Consider the following 17940-nt stretch of genomic DNA (forward strand, 5'->3'; position numbering starts at 1 on the left):
ACTGCTCACATCTTCATCACACCCGTTCGATCACGATGGCGATGCCCTGCCCCACGCCAATGCACATGGTACACAACGCGAAGCGCCCGCCGCCGCGGTGCAGCTGGTTCACCGCGGTGGTCACCAGCCGGGCGCCGCTCATGCCGAGCGGGTGGCCCAGCGCGATCGCGCCGCCCCACGGGTTCACACGCGGATCGTCCTGGGAAAGGCCCAGCTCGCGCAGCACGGCGATGCCCTGCGACGCGAACGCCTCGTTCAGTTCGATGATGTCGAACTGGTCGAGCGTCATGCCCAGGTTGGCCAGCAGCTTCTGCGTGGCCGGCGCCGGGCCGATGCCCATCACGCGCGGCGCCACGCCGGCCGTGGCCATGCCCACGATGCGCGCCCGCGGCACCAGACCGTGGGCGGCGGCGGACTTCTCGTTGGCCAGCAGCAGCGCGCAGGCGCCGTCGTTGACGCCGGAGGCGTTGCCCGCGGTGACGGTGCCGTCAGGGCGCACGACGCCCTTCAGCTTGGCCAGCGCTTCGAGCGTGGTCGCGCGCGGGTGCTCGTCGCGCGCGAAGACGACCGGCTCGCCTTTTTTGACTGGAATCGTGACCGGCACGATCTCGGCATCGAAGAAGCCCGCTTCCTGGGCCGCGATCACGCGCTGCTGGCTGGCCAGCGCGAAACGGTCCTGGTCTTCGCGGCTGATGCCGAAATCGGTGGCCACGTTCTCCGCCGTTTCCGGCATCGAATCGGTACCGTACAGCTTTTTCATCAACGGGTTCGGGAAGCGCCAGCCGATCGTCGTGTCGTAGATCGCCGCATTGCGCGAGAAGGCGCTGTCGGCCTTGCCCATCACGAACGGCGCGCGCGTCATCGATTCCACGCCCCCGGCGATCATCAGCGACGTGTCGCCGGAGCGGATCGAGCGCGCGGCGAGGCCCACGGCATCCATGCCGGAGCCGCACAGCCGGTTGACGGTGGTGCCGGGCACGCCCTGCGGCAGGCCCGCCAGCAGCGTCGACATGCGGGCCACGTTGCGGTTGTCCTCGCCCGCCTGGTTGGCGCAGCCGTAGATCACGTCGTCGATGGCTTCCCAGTCGACGGTGGGGTTGCGGCGCACCAGCTCGGCCAGCGGCAGCGCGCCAAGGTCGTCCGCGCGCAGGTCCTTCAGGGCGCCGCCGTAGCGGCCGATCGGTGTGCGGATGGCGTCGCAGATGAATGCTTCGGTCATTTCGTGTTCTCCTTGTGCAGCGGAATCAGTGGCGCGCCGGTGCGCTTCTGCAGTTCCTCGAATGTCAGCCCTTCGACCATTTCACGGACAACCAGGCCGTCCGGTGTGACGTCGATCACGGCCAGGTCGGTATAGATGCGGTTCACGCAGCCGATGCCCGTCAGCGGGTAGCTGCACTGCTCGACGATCTTGCTCTCGCCGGATTTCGTCTGGTGGTCCGTCATCACGAACACCTGCCGCGCGCCGATCGCGAGGTCCATCGCGCCGCCGACTGCGGGAATCGCATCCGGCGCGCCGGTGTGCCAGTTGGCCAGGTCGCCGGTGCCCGAGACCTGGAAGGCGCCCAGCACGCAGATATCGAGGTGGCCGCCGCGCATCATTGCGAACGAGTCGCCGTGGTGGAAGTAGGCGCCGCCCCGCAGCAGCGTGACCGGCTGCTTGCCGGCGTTGATCAGGTCTTCGTCTTCCTCGCCGGGCGCCGGCGCCGGGCCCATGCCCAGCAGGCCGTTCTCGCTGTGCAGGAAGATCTCGCGGTCCGGCGGCAGGTAGTTCGCCACCATCGTCGGCAGGCCGATGCCCAGGTTGACGTAGGCGCCCTCGTGGATGTCCTGCGCCACGCGTTTCGCCATGGCGTCGCGGCTCATTTTCTGGATGGTCATTGTGCTTCCTCCTGCACCACGCGCTGCACGAAGATGCCCGGGGTGACGATGTGTTCGGGGTCGAGCTCGCCCAGTTCGACGATGCGCGTGACCTGCGCGATCGTCACCCTGGCGGCGGTGGCCATGATCGGGCCGAAGTTGCGCGCCGTCTTGCGGTAGACCAGGTTGCCCCAGCGGTCGCCGTGCAGTGCCTTGATCAGCGCGAAGTCGGCGTGGATCGGCGATTCCAGCACGTAGTTCTTGCCGTTGATCGTGCGCGTTTCCTTGCCTTCGGCCAGCAGCGTGCCGTAGCCGGTGGGCGAGAAGAAGCCGCCGATGCCGGCGCCGGCGGCGCGGATGCGCTCGGCCAGGTTGCCCTGCGGGGTCAGTTCCAGCTCGATCTCGCCGGCGCGGTACAGCGCGTCGAACACCTGCGAATCGGCCTGGCGGGGAAACGAGCAGATGATTTTCCTCACCCGCTTCGCCTTCAGCAGCGCGGCCAGCCCGGTTTCGCCGTTGCCGGCATTGTTGTTGACGATGGTGAGGTCGCGCGCGCCCTGCCCGATCAGCGCGTCGATCAGCGCCGCCGGCATGCCGGCATTGCCGAAGCCGCCGATCATCACGGTCGCACCGTCATGAATGCCGGCCACGGCCTGCGCCATGGTGTCGATAGTCTTGTCAATCACGATTGTTCCTTACGCTTTTAATTAAACCCTGAATGTTCGATAATCGAACTATAATCTGTTAATCGAACAATGTCAGTGTCGCACCGGTGTCCGGGAAGGTCAAGCGGAAATCGGTGGATGAGCTGCAAACGGGCAGCGGACAAGCAGCAGCCAGGCGGCGATACCGGTTGTTCGAGCGGGTGTTCCATTACAATCGCACCACTTCATCAAAGACCGTCATGACTACAACAACCAGCAAGGCCCCCCAGGCCGAACGCGAACCCACGATCGCCGAACAGATCGATGCGCTGACCGATCCCAGCTTCATGACGTCGCTGGCGCGCGGCCTCGCCGTGCTGCAGGCGTTTTCCGACTCGCGCCGCAGCCTGACGATCGCCCAGATCAGCCAGAAGACCGGCATTCCCCGCGCCGCCGTCAGCCGCTGCCTGTACACGCTCAAGCAGCTCGGCTATGCCGAGTCCGACGTCAACAACTACTCGCTGCGCCCGAAGGTGCTGACGCTCGGCTATTCCTACCTGTCTTCCACGCCGCTGACCGTGTCGGCCCAGCCTTACCTGAACGCGATCAGCCGCACGCTGAACGAATCGTGCTCGCTGGCGGTGCTGGACGAGAACGAGATCCTGTATGTCGCCCGCTCCGCCACCTCGCGCGTGATGTCCGTGGCGCTGAACACCGGCAGCCGGCTGCCCGCCTACTGCACGTCGCTGGGCCGCGTTATGCTGGCCCACCTGCCGGAAGCGGAGCTGCAGGCCTACCTCGACAAGGTGCGCCTGAAGCCGCTCACCGAGCACACGGTCACCACCCAGAAGCAGCTGCGCGCGGTGCTCGCGCAGGTGCGCGAACAGGGTTACGCGATCAACAACGAGGAACTCGAAGTGGGCCTGCGGTCGATCGCGGTGCCCGTGCGCGGCGCTTCCGGCATCGTGCACGCGGCGCTGAACGTCGGCGCCCAGGCCGGCCGCGTCAGCGCCCGCCAGATGGAAGAGCAGTTCCTGCCGGTGCTGCTGCAGGGCGCCCGCGAGCTGGCGGTGCTGCTGCCTTGAACCGGGGCCCGTCGCGCCAGCCGTTCAGAAGTGGTGGCGCAGCCCCGCCATGATCCCCTTCTGCGCCTTGCCGGCACCGGCCGTGCCGCCGGCGTCCAGCGCGATGGCGGCGGCGCCATCGTTGTCCATGATGCCCAACGCGCCGTAGAGGGCGGTACGCGTCGACAGGTAATACGTCAGCCTGGCGACCGCCATGTTCGTATCGTCGCCGCTGCGCTTGACGTTCTTGCGCGCCACCTGCGCATCGAGCGTCAGCAGCGGATTGAGCGGGTGGCTCACGCCTAGGTAATACAGTTCGGATTCCGTGACGCCGGTGGCGGCATCGGTCTTGCGGTCGACCACGCCGGCGCCCAGCCTGGTGCCGCCCAGCATCCAGTAGCCGTTGACGGTCACGCGACGGTCGTAGTTGCTGCTGCTGGTCAGGCCGTTGGCCGCGCCGGTATTCCCGTACAGTTTGTCGTATGACGCGTTGATGCCGTACGCCTTGATTTCGTAGCCCAGCAGCGCCGTCACCTGGCGGCAGGCTTTCGAGTCGACGGCCGACTCGCCCGCGCAGCCGGTGGCGGCCGGGCCGCCGGCGGACGATGCGTCGCGGCCGAAGCTGTACGTGGCGCCGGCGACGATGCCGTCGAAGTTGCCCAGGTAGCCGATGGCATTGTCGCTGCGGGCATTCGGCAGGTAGGCGTCGATGCTGCCGATCGCGAACAGGTTCGGGCCCAGCACGTCGGCCTTCTGGGTGGCGATATATGTCATGTTGATTTGCCGGCCCAGCGTCAGCGTGCCCCACTTGCCCTTCAGGCCCACGCTGGCCTGGCGGCCGAACAGGCGGTTGCCCTGGCCCATCGCGCCGGTGTCCGGGCCGAAGCCGCTTTCCAGCGTGAAGACGGCGGACAGGCCGCCGCCCAGGTCCTCGGTGCCGCGAAAGCCGATCCGCGACGGGAACGATCCCGTCAGCGACGGCATCTTCGTGACCGAATCGCCGTTCGCGTTCGTGTTGTCCACGTGCGCCACGGCGCCGTCGATGATGCCGTAGATCGTGACATTGCTTTGCGCCTGCGCCGCGCCCGCCGCCAGCAGCGCCAGCGCGCCGGCCGCCGCCATCCGCATGCCACGGCCGCGCGCCATCCCGTCGATATTGACTGCGTTCATGCTGTCTCCTGTGTTGTTTTATATGTGTAGTACCGGCCAAATAAGCGTTGTTCGGTGATCGAACAATCGATTGCTTATCGAACGATGAGTCGATACTATTGCCGTTGTCCGGGCCTTGTCAAGAATCTCAAGTAGCCTGATGATGTCCAATGTAGACAAAAACCAATGGAGACAACCATGAAATTCACGTACAGCACCATCGCCGCCCTGCTGGCCGGCACGCAACTGCTGGCAATGCCGCTGGCACAGGCCCAGGAAACGATCAAGGTGGGCGTGATCGCCGCATTTTCCGGCCCCTTCGCGGACTACGGCAAGCAGATGGAAGGCGGCATCAAGGCCTACATGGCTCAGCACGGCGATGCGGTGGCCGGCAGGAAGATCCAGCTGATCCTCAAGGACACCACCGGCCCGTCGCCGGAAATCGCCAAGCGCCTGGCGCAGGAACTGGTGGTGCGCGACAAGGTGGACTTCCTGGCCGGCTTCGGCCTCACGCCGGAAGCGCTGGCTGTGGCGCCGGTCGCGCAGCAGGCGAAGAAGCCGATGATCATCATGAACGCGGCCACATCGTCGATCACGACCAAGTCGAACTACATCGCGCGCTTCTCAATGACCTTGCCGCAGATTTCGGCGCCGATGGGCACCTGGGCGGCGAAGAACAAGCTGAACAAGGTCGTCACGCTGGTGGCCGACTACGGCCCCGGCCTCGATGCCGAGGCGGCTTTCAGGAAAACGCTGGAAGCCGGCGGCGGCAAGGTCACGGAATCGATCCGCGTGCCGCTGCGCAACCCCGAATTCGCGCCGTTCATCCAGCGCATCAAGGATGCGAAGCCGGATGCGATCTTCGTGTTCGTGCCGGCCGGCGAGCAAAGCATCGCGTTCATGAAGGGTTACCGCGAGCGGGGCCTGGCGGCCGCCGGCATCAAGGTGATCGCCACCGGCGACCTGACCGACGACCACGTGCTGCCGGCCATGGGCGATGCGACGCTGGGCGTGATCACCACGTTCCACTATTCGGCCGCGCACGATTCGCCCGAGAACAAGGCGTTCCTGAAGAGTTTCGCGGCGGCGAACCCGGGCGGCGGACGCCCGAACTTCATGGCCGTGGGCGCCTACGATGGCATGGCCGCCATCTATGAAGTGGCGCGCAAGCTGAACGGCAAGATCGATGGCGACAAGGCGATGGCCGTGCTGAAAACGATCAGGCTGAACAGCCCGCGCGGCCCGATCGCCATCGACCCGGCCACCCGCGACATCGTGCAGACCGTCTACGTGCGCGAAGTGAAGAAGGTCGGCAACGAGGTCTACAACATCGAATTCGACAAGTTCGCGGACATGAAGGATCCCGGCAAGCAGTAGAAGGCAAGCGAAAGGCAGGCAGAACCGCCGCCCGGCGGTTCTGCCGCCGGCATCGGCGTCAGGCCACCGGTGTCGGCAGGGGCCGCCCTTCGAAATGGGCCAGCAGGTTGTCGACGACCAGCTGGCCCATCGCGTGCCGGGTTTCTACGGTCAGGCTGCCCACGTGCGGCGTCAGCACCACGTTCGGCAGCGCGGCCAGCGCGGCGGGCACCGACGGTTCTTCGGCGAACACGTCCAGCGCCGCGGCGCCCAGCCGCCCTTCCGCCAGCGCGGCGATGAGCGCCGGCTCGTCGACCAGCGAGCCGCGCGCGATGTTCACCAGCGTGCCTTCCGGCCCCAGCGCTTCCAGCACCGCCGCATCGACCGTGCCCTTCGTGGCGGCCCCGCCCGGCGCGCAGACGACCAGGTAATCGCTTTCGCGCGCCAGTGCGAGCAGCGAATCACTGCGCGGCACGTCGACCCCGGCCTTCACGTTCGGCTGCCAGTAGCGCAGCTGCAGCCCGAACGCGGCCAGCCGCGATGCGACCGCCTGGCCGATGCGCCCGAATCCGTAGATGCCGGCGACCTTGCCGCGCAGCGCGCGCGTCGGCCTGACGGGCACGCCGGCCTGCCATTGCCCCGCGCGCACATAGCCGTCGAGCGCCGGCACACGGCGCGACACCGCCAGCAGCAGCGCCACCGCCAGATCCGCCACGTCGTCGGTCAGCACGCCGGGCGTGTTCGTCACGCGGATGCCGCGCGGACGCAACGCGTCGAAATCGACGGCATCCACGCCGATGCCGTTGACGGCCACGATCTCGAGCCGCGGCAGCTGCGCCGCGAGTCCCGCGCCGATCCCCGCCATGCCGGTGGTGGCCACGCCGCGCACATCCGGGGCAACACCGGCAATGAAAGCGGCGCGGCCGTCCATCGGTACCTGCCACACGTGGTGGCAAACGAAATGCTGTTCCAGCTGCGCCATCACGGACGCCGACGGGCTGGCCGCCATCACGAGGATTTCCGGTTTCATGTGCTTTTATACATTAGTGAATGTTTGGCTATTCTAGGCCGGCGGGCGTCTTCCCACAATTTCTTCGGCTGCAACCTGCACGAGGTATCGCCCCGCAACCGTCGGAAAATTTTACAGTTGAGCTTGCCGCGGCCAATTCTTAGCGTACCGAACTGTCCAGTAACTTGAGCAATATCAGCCACTTGCGCTGTTATGGCTGACCTGCGGCATGAATCTTGCATATATTTGTGCAAAAAATATCATTGCAGTCCCAACCTCTTACAACTTGGAGTAACCCGTGAATACGATCAAAAATGCCCTGCTCGGTATGGCAGTAGCGGTTTCGACAATGGGTGCGGCCGTGGCGGCGCCAGTGAACATCGGCGGCGTAACGTTCGATCCGGACTACGCGCTGGACTTCGCTTCGTCGTCGGTGCAGATGCACCAGATCTTCGAGGCGGACGGTTCCGTGCGCGGCTACGGCATCATTTCGACGATCAACGGCCTGGGCCAGAATCAGTTCTGCGACGGCTGCGAACTGACCGTGGTATATGGCGGCTACACCCCGACCAGCACGGTCGGCAATACCGTTCTCTACACCGGCGGCACCGTCAAGATCTTCCTGAACGATGGCCCGTCGACGATCAACCCCAACGATCCGCTGACGATGAACGACAACAATGTCGGTCTCGGCACGCTGTGGCTGAGCCTGGAAGGCCACGAGTACAACGGTTCCACGCTGCGCGGCACTGTCAACTCCCAGCGTCCGCCGAACCTGAGCGGCCTGGGCCAGCTCGACGTCGTCGGTGGTGTCGCTGCGCAATATTTCGACACCAACCAGCAGATCGGTGGCGCGGACCTGGCCTTCTCGGCCAGCTTCACCCAGCCATACCCTGGCTCGAACGGTTCGCACGTTGTCGGCACCGGCAATTTCTACGGCGTCTCGGCCGTTCCGGAACCAAGCACGTACCTGATGCTGGGCGTCGGCTTGCTGGGCCTGGCCGCACTGCGCCGCCGCAAGGCCTGATCGCGCATGTGAACGCAGCGGCAACGGTGTTGCCGCGCAGACCTGCCGCATCGCTTTCTGTATTGAACTGTCGAGAAATTTTACAGTCGGGTCTTCCGCCCGGCTGTCTCGCAGCCCCGCATCAGCGGGCCGCCGCGCCCCGGATGAACTGCACCGTCAAATCCGGCTGCGCCACCGGCAGCATGTGCCCGCCATCCACCACTTCCAGCACCGCATGCGGCACCTTGCAGGCCAGCGCCTCACCGTGCTCGCGCCATGGCAGGATCCGGTCGTCCCGTCCGAACAGCACCGCCACCGGCATCCGCAGCTCGGCATAGCGGCTGCTGTAGCCGGGCAGTTGCTCCGTTAGCGCTCCCATGTCATCGGCCGCGGCAAGGAACTGGCCCGGCCGCAGGCTGAGCAATCCACCGCCGCGCGTGGCGAAATCCGGCGGCACCGGGTCCGGGGCGAATACCTCCCCCAGCATGGCAGTGCCGCGCGCGATCGCGCCGGGTGTCGCCACCGTCCAGGCCAGCAGGCGCCGCAGCCGTGGCGAGCGCATGGCCAGCGCACCGAACGCGGCCGGCACTTCGTCGGGCAGGTGCGTCAGCGGCGCCAGCAGCGAAAGCCCGGCGATCCGGTCCGGATAGTCCAGCGCCAGCGCCAGCGCCACGGCGCCGCCCAGCGAATGGCCGACCACGAGCGGCTGCTCCAGTTCGAGCCGGTCGATCAGCGCGGCCAGCACCGCCGCCTGCTCGCGCAGGCCGGCCGCGGCGCCGCGCCGCCGCGTGGAATAGCCGGAGCCGGGCCGGTCCACCGTGATCACGCGATGGTGGTGGGCAAGCTGCCGCGCCACCTCGTAGGTGAAATGCGCCATCTGCCCGCCCAGCCCGTGCACCAGCAGCAGCGCCGGCCCCTGGCCCTGTTCGCGCACGTGCAGCCGGGCGCCCGGCACCTCGATGAAGATGCCCTGCGGCGGCAGCGCCGCCTCCACCTTGCGTTCGACGTAGCGCGTGAACAGCGCGAGGGCGCCGGCCGTGGCGGGCACGGCAAGGCCGGCCGCGACGGCCGCGATCGTTGCCAGTGCCGGCATCAGCCCGGCACCATGGCGCGGCCGATACCGCTGGCGGCGCCGGTCACCACGGCGCCTCGTCCCTGTAGGATCATGTGTGCTTGCTTGGTCTTTCTCGCGCGCGCCGCGGTGACGCCGGCCGGCGGTTATTATATTGTCGATGGGTTAACCTCGACACTGTATCCCGTCGCTTCGCGCAATGCAACGCCGCATGGCATGTTCCGGTGGCCGGGCGCGATCCGCCAGGGCGCGCGCGTGCAGCATTTGCCGTGCCGCGCGTGTACACTGATGTTTTTCAGCCAATGTCACCGATGTCCATATTTTCCAAAGCCGCGATCAAGCACGAGGCGGACGTGGCCGCCGCGCAGCAGGCCCAGCAGGAACAGGATGCGCGCCAGGCCCGGCTCGACTTTCGCGAACAGTACCGCACCACGCTGGAAGGCGTGATCCGCCCGCAGCTTGCCGCGATGCGCAAGCAGATGTACGAGCACGACTACGACGGCAAGATCGAGGAAGGCAACGACGGCTGGAACGATTTCGTGCGTCTGACATTCGTGCCAGACAAGAACCGGCTGGCCGCCCATGCCGGCCGCGACGCCTGCACGCTGACCTTTACCGCCATCGAGAACAGCTGCCTGCTCGAGTGGGAAAGCGCGTTCGATCGCCATGTCCGCGACGGCTCCGGCAAGGAAGGCGGCACGATCGGTTGCGCCCAGTTGACCGCCGAACGGCTGGAACAGATGCTGTCGAGCTTCTTTGAAAAGTCATTCGAGGCGCGGCGGGTGCGGCGGCTGTCCTGACCGGCGCACCCGCCGCCCTGCCTCAGCCGGCCTGCCCGCCCGACCGCCCCGGCGCCCGTTCTTCGCCTGGTCTTCTCTCGATCATCGCTCGATCAGCACCGGGATCTGCTTGAACGCCGGCGTGTTCGAGCCGCGCGCCACCAGCGCGGGCGACAGCAGCGGCGTGAGCTCGGGGAAATAGCCGAACACGTCGTCGCCGTCCAGCGCGGCGGCCGCCAGCCGGATGCCGTCCACGTGCCGTTCGATGCCGTCCGGCGAAGCGGCGCGCACACGCACCACGTCGCCATCCGCGAAGCCCAGCCGGGCCAGCGCTGCGCGGCCGACGAACAGCACGTGGCGCGTGCCGTGCACGCCGCGGTAACGGTCCACCTCCCCTTTCGGATCGCGGTAGACCGTGGTGTTGTACTGCCGGTGCGCACGGATCGTGGCCAGGCACAGCACCCGGTCGCCATGGCGCGCGCGGGCGCGCGCCATGATCGTGTCCGCCGGCAGCGGGTGGGCGATGAAGCGGGCCTTGCGCACGGCCGTGGCCCATTCGCGCCGCCCCGCGCCGTTCGGCAGGTGGAACCCTTTTTCCGCGCGAATCCGTTCGTTGTAGTCCGCGAAACCTTCGACGGCACCTTCGGCCACGCGCTCGATCAGCGCGCGGGTGGCATCGTAGTCGGTGCCGATCGTGTGCCAGTCGATGCCCATGTCCGGCAGTACATGCTGGGCAAGGCGGCTGACGATGAACGGCTCCGAGCGCAGCAGTTCGCTGGCGGGCCGGTTGCGCCCCATCGACGCATGCACCATCGATGCCGTATCCTCCACGCTGACGAATTGCGGGCCGGACGGCTGCACATCGAGTTCGGTGCGGCCGATGCACGGCAGCAGCAGCCCGGTCTGGCCAGGATACAGGTGGGTGCGATTGAGCTTGGTGGCCACGTGCACCGTGAGCTTCGTGCGCGACAGCGCTTCCAGCACGCGCGGCGTATCCGGGGCGGCCACGGCGAAATTGCCGCCGAGCGCCACGAACGCCTCCACCGTGCCGTCCACCAGGCCGTGGATGGTGCCGATCGCATCGAGCCCGGGTTTCGCGGCCGGCACGAAGCCGAACACCCGCTGGAGCCCGGCCAGCCAGGCCGGCTTCGGCCGGTTCGTGATGCCCATCGTGCGGTCGCCCTGCACGTTCGAGTGGCCCCGCACCGGCATCAGCCCGGCGCCCGGCTTGCCCACGTTGCCGCGCAACAGCATCAGGTTGACGAGCGACTGGATCGTTTCGATCGCGAATTCGTTCTGTGTCAGCCCCATGCACCAGGCCGCGATCGTGGCCGGCGAGTCGATGTAGAAGCCGGCCGCTTCCTCCAGTTGCGCGCGCGACAGGCCGCTGGCCTGTTCGATCTCCGGCCAGGCCTGACCGGCCGCCAGCTCGCGGAACGCGTCGAAGCCGTCGGTGTGCGCGGCGATGAACGGCGCGTCGACGGCGCCCCGCTCCAGCACGGCTTTCGCGATGCCGGTAATGGCCGCCAGGTCGCCGCCCACGCGCACCTGGTAATACGCATCGGCCAGCTGCGTGCCGGCGCCGCCCAGCAGTTCGCCGGGCGATTGCGGATCGGCGAACGCTTCCAGGCCCCGCTCGCGCAGCGGGTTGAAGATGATGATGCGGCAGCCGCGGCGTTTCGCTTCGCGCAAGTCGCCCAGCATGCGCGGGTGGTTCGAGCCCGGATTGTGGCCGAAGCTCATGATCAGCTGCGTGTCGGCGAAGTCGGCCCGCGTGACGGTGGACTTGCCGACGCCGATCGATTCGGTGAGCGCCATGCCGGACGACTCGTGGCACAGGTTCGACGAATCCGGCAGGTTGTTCGTGCCGAACGCGCGCGCGAGCAGCCCGTACGCGAACGCGGCCTCGTTGCTGGTACGGCCTGACGTGTAGAACACCGCGCGGTCCGGGTCGTCCAGCGCGCGCAATGCCGCGCCGGCCAGCGCGAACGCGGTGTCCCAGCCGATTTCGCGATAGGTGTCGCTGCCGGCGTCGTACAGCATCGGCGCGGTGAGGCGGCCGGCCGCTTCCAGTTCCCAGTGATCCTTCGCGCGCAGCGCGGTAACGGTATTGGCGGCGAAGAATGCCGGCGTGGCGCGCGCCTTGCCGCCTTCGTGCGCGATGGCCCATGCGCCCTGCTCGCAGAAATCGACCGACTTGCTGTCCGGCGAATCGGGATAGGCGCAGCCGGGGCAATCGACGCCCTGCGGCTGGTTCAGCCGGGGCAGCGTGGCCAGCGCCGGGTAGGAGCCATTGCCGAGCAGCGCCTTGGCGGTGCCGTGCAGCGAACCGAGGCCGCCGGCCGGCTTGTCATAGGGACGGAAGGGGATGGTCTTGGTCATTGCTGTCGGGGCTGTTTCCGGGGCCGTCATTGTAGCGTGAGCCCGGCCGTGAAGTGAGCGGCTGCCTCAGATCAGCTCGCGTGCCCGCAATTCGTCCTTGACGTAGGCATACAGCACGGGCGCGGCGATCACGCCCGGCACGCCGAACACGGCTTCGGCGAACAGCATCGCCGCGAGCAGTTCCCATGCCCGGGCATTGATGTGGGAGCCGATGATGCGGGCGTTCAGGAAATACTCCAGCTTGTGCACGACGATCATGAACACCAGCCCGGCCACGGCCACGTGCAGCGAGTGCGACAGGCTGACGACCACCAGCACGGTGTTCGAGATCAGGTTGCCGATCACCGGCAGCAGGCCGGCCAGGAACGTGATCGCCACCACCGTCTTCGACAGCGGCAGGTGCACGCCGGCCAGCGGCAGGATGACAAACACGAAGATCGCCGTGATCACGGTGTTGATCGCCGAGATCCATACCTGCGCGAACACGACATTGCGAAAGGCCCGGGCCAGGAAACGCGCGCGCTGCAGCATCGCTTCGGCGAACGGGCGGTGCGGCGCGCCATCCTTGCTGGCATCGTGAAGCGAGGCCATCAGCCCGATCACCATGCCGAGCAGGATCCGCGTCAGCGTCTTGCCCACCTCGGCGCCGGCCGCCTGCGCCGCGCCGGCATGCTCGCGCAGCCACGCGGTGACCGCTTCGCGCAGCGCATGGGCATCCACCGGCAGGTGCTCGCTGATCCACGGCGGAATCTGGTCGCGCGAAGCATCGATGATGTCGGCCATCCGCACGAACAGGTGGGTCACGCTGTAGGCGTCGAGGCGCAGCAGCACGACCAGGCCCCATGCCGCCAGCCCGATCAGCCCGACCAGCAGGGCCCCGATGGCGGCGGCGGCCACCATCCGCGCCCGCGCGTCGCTGATGCGCCGGCCCAGCGCCGGCGCGATCGCATGGATCAGCGAGAACATCAGCAGGCCGGCGAACAGCGCGCCCAGCAGGCCGTTTTTCAGGACCAGCAGCAGGAATGTGGCGATCAGCAGGTAGGAGGCGATGACGCTGTAGCGGGCTTGTGGGTTCGTCGGCATGATGGCGTGGGCGGTTGAGCCGGCATTATGCCTCAGCGGGGCGGCAATTCCGTCAACATTCCAGCCTTGTCCAGCGCATAGCGCGCCAGGTCGCGCGCCAGGAACAGGCTGCCGCCATATTCCGCGCGGGCTTCGGCCTCGATATCGGCCAGCGTCAGCGGGCCGCGCTCATCCTGGTAGCGGGGGCTGAAATGCGTCAGCAGCAGGCTGGGAATGGCCGCCTCGCGCGCGAACCGCGCCACGCGCAGCGCGGAACTGTGCTGCGGGCCGGGGCCGATCTTTTCCAGCACCGCCTCGGTGTACGTGGCCTCGTGCACCAGCACGTCGGCGCCCTGCACCGCCTGCGCCAGCAGTTCCGGCATGTCGTTGTCGCCGGCGATGACGATCCGGCGCGGCCGGCGCGGCGGCTGCAGCACATCGGCCGAGCGTACCGGACTGCCGTCCGGCAGCGTCACGTCGTTGCCGCCCTGCAGCACTCCCCACAGCGGGCCGCGCGGCACGCCGGCGGCGGCCAGCATTGCCGCATCGAGCCTGCGCTCGGTGACCTTTTCAGTGAAACCATACGCGTACGAGGCGATCCGGTGCGACAGCGGGGCCACCGTCACCGCGAGGTCGTCCAGCAAATCGGCCGCGGCGGCGTCGGCCACGTCGATGAACCGCACCGGGTACGGCAGCTGCAGCGCAGTGGTTTCCATCACGCCGCGCACGTAGCGCTCCAGTGGCTGCGGGCCCACGATCGCCAGCGGCGCCGTGCGGTTCAGCAGCCCGGCGCTGGCCAGCAGCCCGGGCAGGCCGTAGCAATGGTCGCCGTGCAGGTGCGTGACGAATACCGCGCGCAGGTCGTGCGGCGACAGGTTCGTGCGCAGGATGCGGTGCTGCGTACCCTCGCCGCAATCGACCAGCACCCAGCCGCCGGCCGAGCGCAAGGCCGTGCCGGACACGTTGCGCGTCTTCGTGGGGGTGCCGGATGAGGTGCCGAGAAATTGCAGTTCCATGGAGTGTCCGCTGTCGCCGAGCCCGGATTATCGGCCATTACCGCCGGGCGCGGCGCCTGGAACAACGCCTTACTGCCGAGACCGTGGCAAGGGGTCAGGCACCATGACACGGCCTCGGCCTTGACGATTCGGCGGATTTACTGCTTGACCAGCTCCACGCGCCGGTTCTTCTCGCGGCCCGGCTCGGCATCGTTCGAGGCGACCGGGGCGTACGAGCCGACGCCCTTCGCGCCCAGCCGCTTCGCGTCGATCCCGTAATCGGCGGCCAGCGTCCTGGCGACGGATTCGGCGCGCTTCTGCGACAGGTCCATGTTGTGCGCCGGCGAACCCTGGTTGTCGGTGTGGCCCACGATGTGCACCTTCAGGTTCCTGTCCTGTTGCAGCAGTTTCGCCATTTCGGCCAGTGCCTCCTTCGATTCCGGCTTCACGGCAGTCTTGCCGGTATCGAAGTGCACGCCGTACACCGCCACTTTGCCCTCCGCGGCGATGCTGCGGGCCATGTCGCCGGCGTTCAGCGTGGCGGCCACCTTGCCCGTCTCCATCGGCTTGCCCTCGACGACCTGCAGGAACACGCCGCCGAAGTCGCCCCGCGCGGGTGGCACCACGTACACCGCCACGTGAACCGCCGAGCCGTCCGCCTGGGTGCCCTTCGCCACCAGGTAGCGCGGCTCGCTCCCGCCGGAATAGAGCGAATTGCGGTAGCCGCCCTGGATGAAGCCATCCTTGTCGAGATGGGTGCGCAGCATGTAGCTGTCCAGGTTCGGGCCGCAGGCCTGCAGGGCGCACGAATACACGGTCTTCAGGCCCGCCTTTTCCAGTGCCGCCTGGTAATTGCGCAATACTTCCAGCGACGACCGGTCCTTGTCGTAGACGTAGGCGATGCGCGTGTATCGGCCTTCCGCCTTCAGTGCGCTGTCGAGCACCATCTCGTTGTTCTTGTAGTACGGCTTGCCGGTCACCAGCGTGGCTTCGTCGTATTGCCGCTGGTCGTAGGCGACCATCTTCGAACCTTCGAAGCGGGACAGCAGCGGATGGTCCTTGCCGTTCCTGACGGCGTCGCCGCCTTTCAGCTGCGCATGGGCCGGGACCGCCACGGCGGCACAGAGAGCGAGAGCGGAAAGTCGATGGACACGCATGATGATCCCGGAACGAGTTGAAGTACCCGGGATTCTATGGAGAAAATGCCTTTTAAACAACATCAATCCCGATCGCGCGGCGGCCACGTTGTTATAATGCCGCCCTCGACCACGTTCCAGATGCCATGACCGCCGACTTCCCCTTCGATCCGCCGTACAAGCTCGCCATCGAATCCCCCGCCGGAAAACGCTGGGTCGAGGTACAGCCCGACGGCAGCCGGATCGACACGACACCGCCCGCCACCACGCTGCCGCCGGAAGGCACGCGCGTCGACAACACGCGGGTCGACAACACGCGCAGTGCGCCGCGCGGCGGGGCACCGGCCAAGGCGCAGGTGTTCCTGAAGGTGCCGTTCGCGGAAAAGGACGAAGCCAAGCGCCTGGGCGCCCGCTGGGATGCCGCCAGCAAGAAATGGTATGTGCCCAACGGCGTGGATGCCGCACCGTTCAGCCGCTGGACGGCCTGACGGCGATTCAGATCGGATCGAACATCCGCTTGTCCACGTAGCACCAGCCCCACGTTTCGCCGCGCTCCTGCGAGCGCATCATCGCATGCCCCGTTTCATGGAAATGCCGCGTGGCGTGCCGGTTCTTCGACTGGTCGCAGCAGCCCACGTGGCCGCATGCGAGGCAGGTGCGCAGGTGCACCCACGTATCGCCCGTCTTCAGGCATTCCTCGCAGCCGCTGGTGCGCGGTTTATAGGTGTGGATCTGGTCGAAATGGCCGCACTGGTCGCTCATCGTGTTCTCCCGAATGAATGCCCAAGCTTACCGCCGGGGTGCGTGCGGCGCCCCGCCCCGGGCGGGCGAGCCGCGCCTGCCCCGTTCGGGAGAGGTCAGCCCAGCACGGTGACGACCACCGTGCGCCGGTGCTGCGCCGTGCGGTGTTCCCACAGGTAGATGCCCTGCCACGTGCCCAGCAGCAGCCGGCCGCCGCCCACCGGCACGGTCAGCGCCGTATCGGTCAGCATCGTGCGGGCATGGGCGGCCATGTCGTCCGGCCCTTCCGCATCGTGCCGGAAGGCCGGGTCGCCGTGCGGCGCCAGCCGCGCGACGATCGTCTCGAGATCGCGCCGCACGTCCGGATCGGCATTTTCGGTGATCGTCAGCGAACAGCTCGTGTGCTGCACGAACACGTGCGCCACTCCGCAGGCAATACCGGATTCGCGCACCGCCCCGGCCACGGCGTCCGTGATATCGCGCGTGCCGCGCCCGGCGGTGGAAAATTCGAGGATTGCCTGATGAGCCAAGACCATGTTCTCCAGCAGGATGGTGGTTGTCGTGCGCCGCCATCTGAAGGATAATTGGCGCCCATGAACGATACCACTCAACGCCCCGACCTGCCGGACCATCTGTCGACCGACCCGCGCAGCTCCTTCCACGTGCCCGCCGTGTTCGAACACGACGTCGGCATCCGCTTCAACGACAAGGAACGCTTCGACGTTTCCGAGTACTGCATCAGCGAAGGCTGGATCAAGGTCCCGTCCGGCAAGGCGCTGGACCGCAAGGGCCAGCCGATGCTGATCAAGCTGAAAGGCAAGGTCGAAGCGTTCTACCGCTGACCTGTCATTTCACCGGCAGCCATGCCGGTTTCGTCTCCGTAAACAACTCACGCTCGACAGGGCCGTCGTAAGGCGGCTCCAGCGTGCCCAGTGTGACCGCGATGCTCTCGGGCGACGCGGTGCTGCGCCAGAACAGCGTGGACCCGCACACGCGGCAAAACCCGCGCCGCCCCTGTCCGGACGACGCATACTCCACGACCAGTTCCGCGCCGCGCTCGATCGCGAATCCGGCACTGCCCACGTTCGCATACGAGCCGGCACCGGCGCCATGCTGCTTCTGGCACATCGTGCAGTAACAATGGCTGGCATGGTGGACCGGACCCTCGGCCCGGTAGGCTACCCCGCCGCACAGGCAACTTCCCCTCAGCATCGCGCGCTCCCCCGTTCAGTCGCTCACTTCGACGACAGGTTCATGGTCTGCCCCGCCAGCAGCCTGCACCGGCCGTCCACGTTCACGTAGGTGCGCATGAACTGGTAGCGGTTGGTTTTGAAAGTGGTACCGTCCGCGTTCCACTGCTCCACGATCGACACGCCGTGCAGCACCACCGTATCGCCCAGCGCGCGTGCCTGCACGTCGCCCGTCGTGCGCGATTTGAAGCGCGTGGGCTTTTCCATCCGCGCCAGCAACGCCGGCTTCGTTTCGAGCTCGGAGCCGAGCGTGTGCACCCAGATATAGTCGTCGGCCAGCAGCTCGCGCAGGAAAGCCACGTTTCCTGAACCGAGCGCGGCTTCGTACTGGCGGTCGCGTTCGACCAGCTCCTCGGCGGGCAGGCAGGCCGCCAGCGCCTGCAAGGGCAGCGCGCAGCAGAACAGCAGCAGGTGTTTTTTCATGGGGCTTCCGGCGAT

Annotated in this window: 20 protein-coding genes; 6 read left to right on the forward strand and 14 right to left on the reverse strand. The window is 67.2% G+C overall.

Going from position 1 to position 17940, the window contains the following annotated elements:
* Positions 1 to 16 precede the first annotated feature (16 nt).
* From pcaF to GJV26_RS01900, 3 genes are read right to left on the reverse strand one after another with little or no spacing between them, the layout of a single operon-like run.
* Positions 17 to 1219, reverse strand: coding sequence for a 3-oxoadipyl-CoA thiolase (gene pcaF / locus GJV26_RS01890; protein ID WP_155707187.1), 1203 nt, complete (start codon positions 1217 to 1219; stop codon positions 17 to 19).
* A complete protein-coding gene (locus tag GJV26_RS01895) occupies positions 1216 to 1878 on the reverse strand; it encodes a CoA transferase subunit B (protein WP_155707189.1) in 663 nt (220 codons plus the stop codon). Before GJV26_RS01895 ends, pcaF begins: the two co-directional genes overlap by 4 nt.
* Positions 1875 to 2543 carry a 3-oxoacid CoA-transferase subunit A gene (locus GJV26_RS01900; protein WP_189441877.1) on the reverse strand — a complete coding sequence of 223 codons (669 nt, stop codon included), beginning with the start codon at positions 2541 to 2543 and terminating at the stop codon, positions 1875 to 1877. The genes GJV26_RS01895 and GJV26_RS01900 overlap by 4 nt, the downstream gene beginning before the upstream one ends.
* A 218-nt stretch (positions 2544 to 2761) precedes the next feature.
* Between GJV26_RS01900 and GJV26_RS01905 the strand changes: the two genes are divergently transcribed.
* Entirely contained in the window at positions 2762 to 3586 is an 825-nt protein-coding gene (locus GJV26_RS01905; RefSeq protein WP_155707190.1) for an IclR family transcriptional regulator domain-containing protein, read from the forward strand.
* Positions 3587 to 3610: 24 nt separating this feature from the next.
* Here GJV26_RS01905 and GJV26_RS01910 read toward each other — a convergent pair whose 3' ends face one another.
* A complete protein-coding gene (locus tag GJV26_RS01910) occupies positions 3611 to 4693 on the reverse strand; it encodes a porin (RefSeq protein ID WP_155712186.1) in 1083 nt (360 codons plus the stop codon).
* Between the two features lie 219 nt (positions 4694 to 4912).
* On the opposite strand from GJV26_RS01910, the gene GJV26_RS01915 reads away from it, so the two are divergent.
* Positions 4913 to 6091: an ABC transporter substrate-binding protein gene (locus GJV26_RS01915; protein ID WP_155707192.1), complete on the forward strand. Its 1179-nt coding sequence runs from the start codon at positions 4913 to 4915 to the stop codon at positions 6089 to 6091.
* Between the two features lie 58 nt (positions 6092 to 6149).
* Here GJV26_RS01915 and GJV26_RS01920 read toward each other — a convergent pair whose 3' ends face one another.
* A complete protein-coding gene (locus tag GJV26_RS01920) occupies positions 6150 to 7100 on the reverse strand; it encodes a 2-hydroxyacid dehydrogenase (RefSeq protein WP_155707194.1) in 951 nt (316 codons plus the stop codon).
* 277 nt (positions 7101 to 7377) lie between these two features.
* Here GJV26_RS01920 and GJV26_RS30040 point away from each other — a divergent pair, with 277 nt between their 5' ends.
* Positions 7378 to 8106, forward strand: a complete 729-nt coding sequence (locus GJV26_RS30040) for a PEP-CTERM sorting domain-containing protein (RefSeq protein ID WP_229427932.1) — start codon at positions 7378 to 7380, stop codon at positions 8104 to 8106.
* A gap of 121 nt (positions 8107 to 8227) precedes the next feature.
* Here GJV26_RS30040 and GJV26_RS01930 read toward each other — a convergent pair whose 3' ends face one another.
* Complete coding sequence (locus GJV26_RS01930; protein WP_155707196.1) at positions 8228 to 9178, reverse strand: alpha/beta fold hydrolase; 951 nt, start codon at positions 9176 to 9178, stop codon at positions 8228 to 8230.
* 290 nt (positions 9179 to 9468) lie between these two features.
* On the opposite strand from GJV26_RS01930, the gene GJV26_RS01935 reads away from it, so the two are divergent.
* Positions 9469 to 9957 (forward strand): hypothetical protein, encoded by a 489-nt coding sequence (locus GJV26_RS01935; RefSeq protein WP_155707198.1) that lies wholly within the window; start codon positions 9469 to 9471, stop codon positions 9955 to 9957.
* A gap of 81 nt (positions 9958 to 10038) precedes the next feature.
* Here GJV26_RS01935 and GJV26_RS01940 read toward each other — a convergent pair whose 3' ends face one another.
* The 4 genes from GJV26_RS01940 to GJV26_RS01955 form a co-directional block, all read right to left on the reverse strand.
* Positions 10039 to 12318, reverse strand: coding sequence for an FdhF/YdeP family oxidoreductase (locus GJV26_RS01940; RefSeq protein WP_173346114.1), 2280 nt, complete (start codon positions 12316 to 12318; stop codon positions 10039 to 10041).
* A 66-nt stretch (positions 12319 to 12384) separates the two neighbouring features.
* Positions 12385 to 13401, reverse strand: a complete 1017-nt coding sequence (locus GJV26_RS01945) for an AI-2E family transporter (protein ID WP_155707202.1) — start codon at positions 13399 to 13401, stop codon at positions 12385 to 12387.
* A 32-nt stretch (positions 13402 to 13433) separates the two neighbouring features.
* Positions 13434 to 14396: a ribonuclease Z gene (locus tag GJV26_RS01950; protein ID WP_155707204.1), complete on the reverse strand. Its 963-nt coding sequence runs from the start codon at positions 14394 to 14396 to the stop codon at positions 13434 to 13436.
* A 137-nt stretch (positions 14397 to 14533) separates the two neighbouring features.
* Positions 14534 to 15532 carry an OmpA family protein gene (locus tag GJV26_RS01955; protein ID WP_155707206.1) on the reverse strand — a complete coding sequence of 333 codons (999 nt, stop codon included), beginning with the start codon at positions 15530 to 15532 and terminating at the stop codon, positions 14534 to 14536.
* Positions 15533 to 15657: 125 nt separating this feature from the next.
* Between GJV26_RS01955 and GJV26_RS01960 the strand changes: the two genes are divergently transcribed.
* Positions 15658 to 15999, forward strand: a complete 342-nt coding sequence (locus tag GJV26_RS01960) for a DUF5710 domain-containing protein (protein WP_155707208.1) — start codon at positions 15658 to 15660, stop codon at positions 15997 to 15999.
* Positions 16000 to 16006: 7 nt separating this feature from the next.
* On the opposite strand, the gene GJV26_RS01965 is transcribed toward GJV26_RS01960, so the two are convergent.
* Positions 16007 to 16273, reverse strand: coding sequence for a UBP-type zinc finger domain-containing protein (locus GJV26_RS01965; protein WP_155707210.1), 267 nt, complete (start codon positions 16271 to 16273; stop codon positions 16007 to 16009).
* Positions 16274 to 16368: 95 nt separating this feature from the next.
* Positions 16369 to 16788 carry a secondary thiamine-phosphate synthase enzyme YjbQ gene (locus tag GJV26_RS01970; RefSeq protein WP_155707212.1) on the reverse strand — a complete coding sequence of 140 codons (420 nt, stop codon included), beginning with the start codon at positions 16786 to 16788 and terminating at the stop codon, positions 16369 to 16371.
* Positions 16789 to 16845: 57 nt separating this feature from the next.
* On the opposite strand from GJV26_RS01970, the gene GJV26_RS01975 reads away from it, so the two are divergent.
* On the forward strand, positions 16846 to 17094 hold the full coding sequence (locus GJV26_RS01975; protein ID WP_155707214.1) for a DUF3297 family protein: 249 nt from the start codon (positions 16846 to 16848) through the stop codon (positions 17092 to 17094).
* A 4-nt stretch (positions 17095 to 17098) separates the two neighbouring features.
* Here GJV26_RS01975 and GJV26_RS01980 read toward each other — a convergent pair whose 3' ends face one another.
* Together GJV26_RS01980 and GJV26_RS01985 are read right to left on the reverse strand one after the other, a co-directional pair.
* A complete protein-coding gene (locus GJV26_RS01980) occupies positions 17099 to 17464 on the reverse strand; it encodes a GFA family protein (RefSeq protein WP_155707216.1) in 366 nt (121 codons plus the stop codon).
* Positions 17465 to 17487: 23 nt separating this feature from the next.
* Positions 17488 to 17925, reverse strand: coding sequence for a nuclear transport factor 2 family protein (locus tag GJV26_RS01985; RefSeq protein ID WP_155707218.1), 438 nt, complete (start codon positions 17923 to 17925; stop codon positions 17488 to 17490).
* Positions 17926 to 17940 lie beyond the last annotated feature (15 nt).

This window comes from Pseudoduganella dura (assembly GCF_009727155.1).
Classification (GTDB): Bacteria; Pseudomonadota; Gammaproteobacteria; order Burkholderiales; family Burkholderiaceae_D; genus Rugamonas; species Rugamonas dura.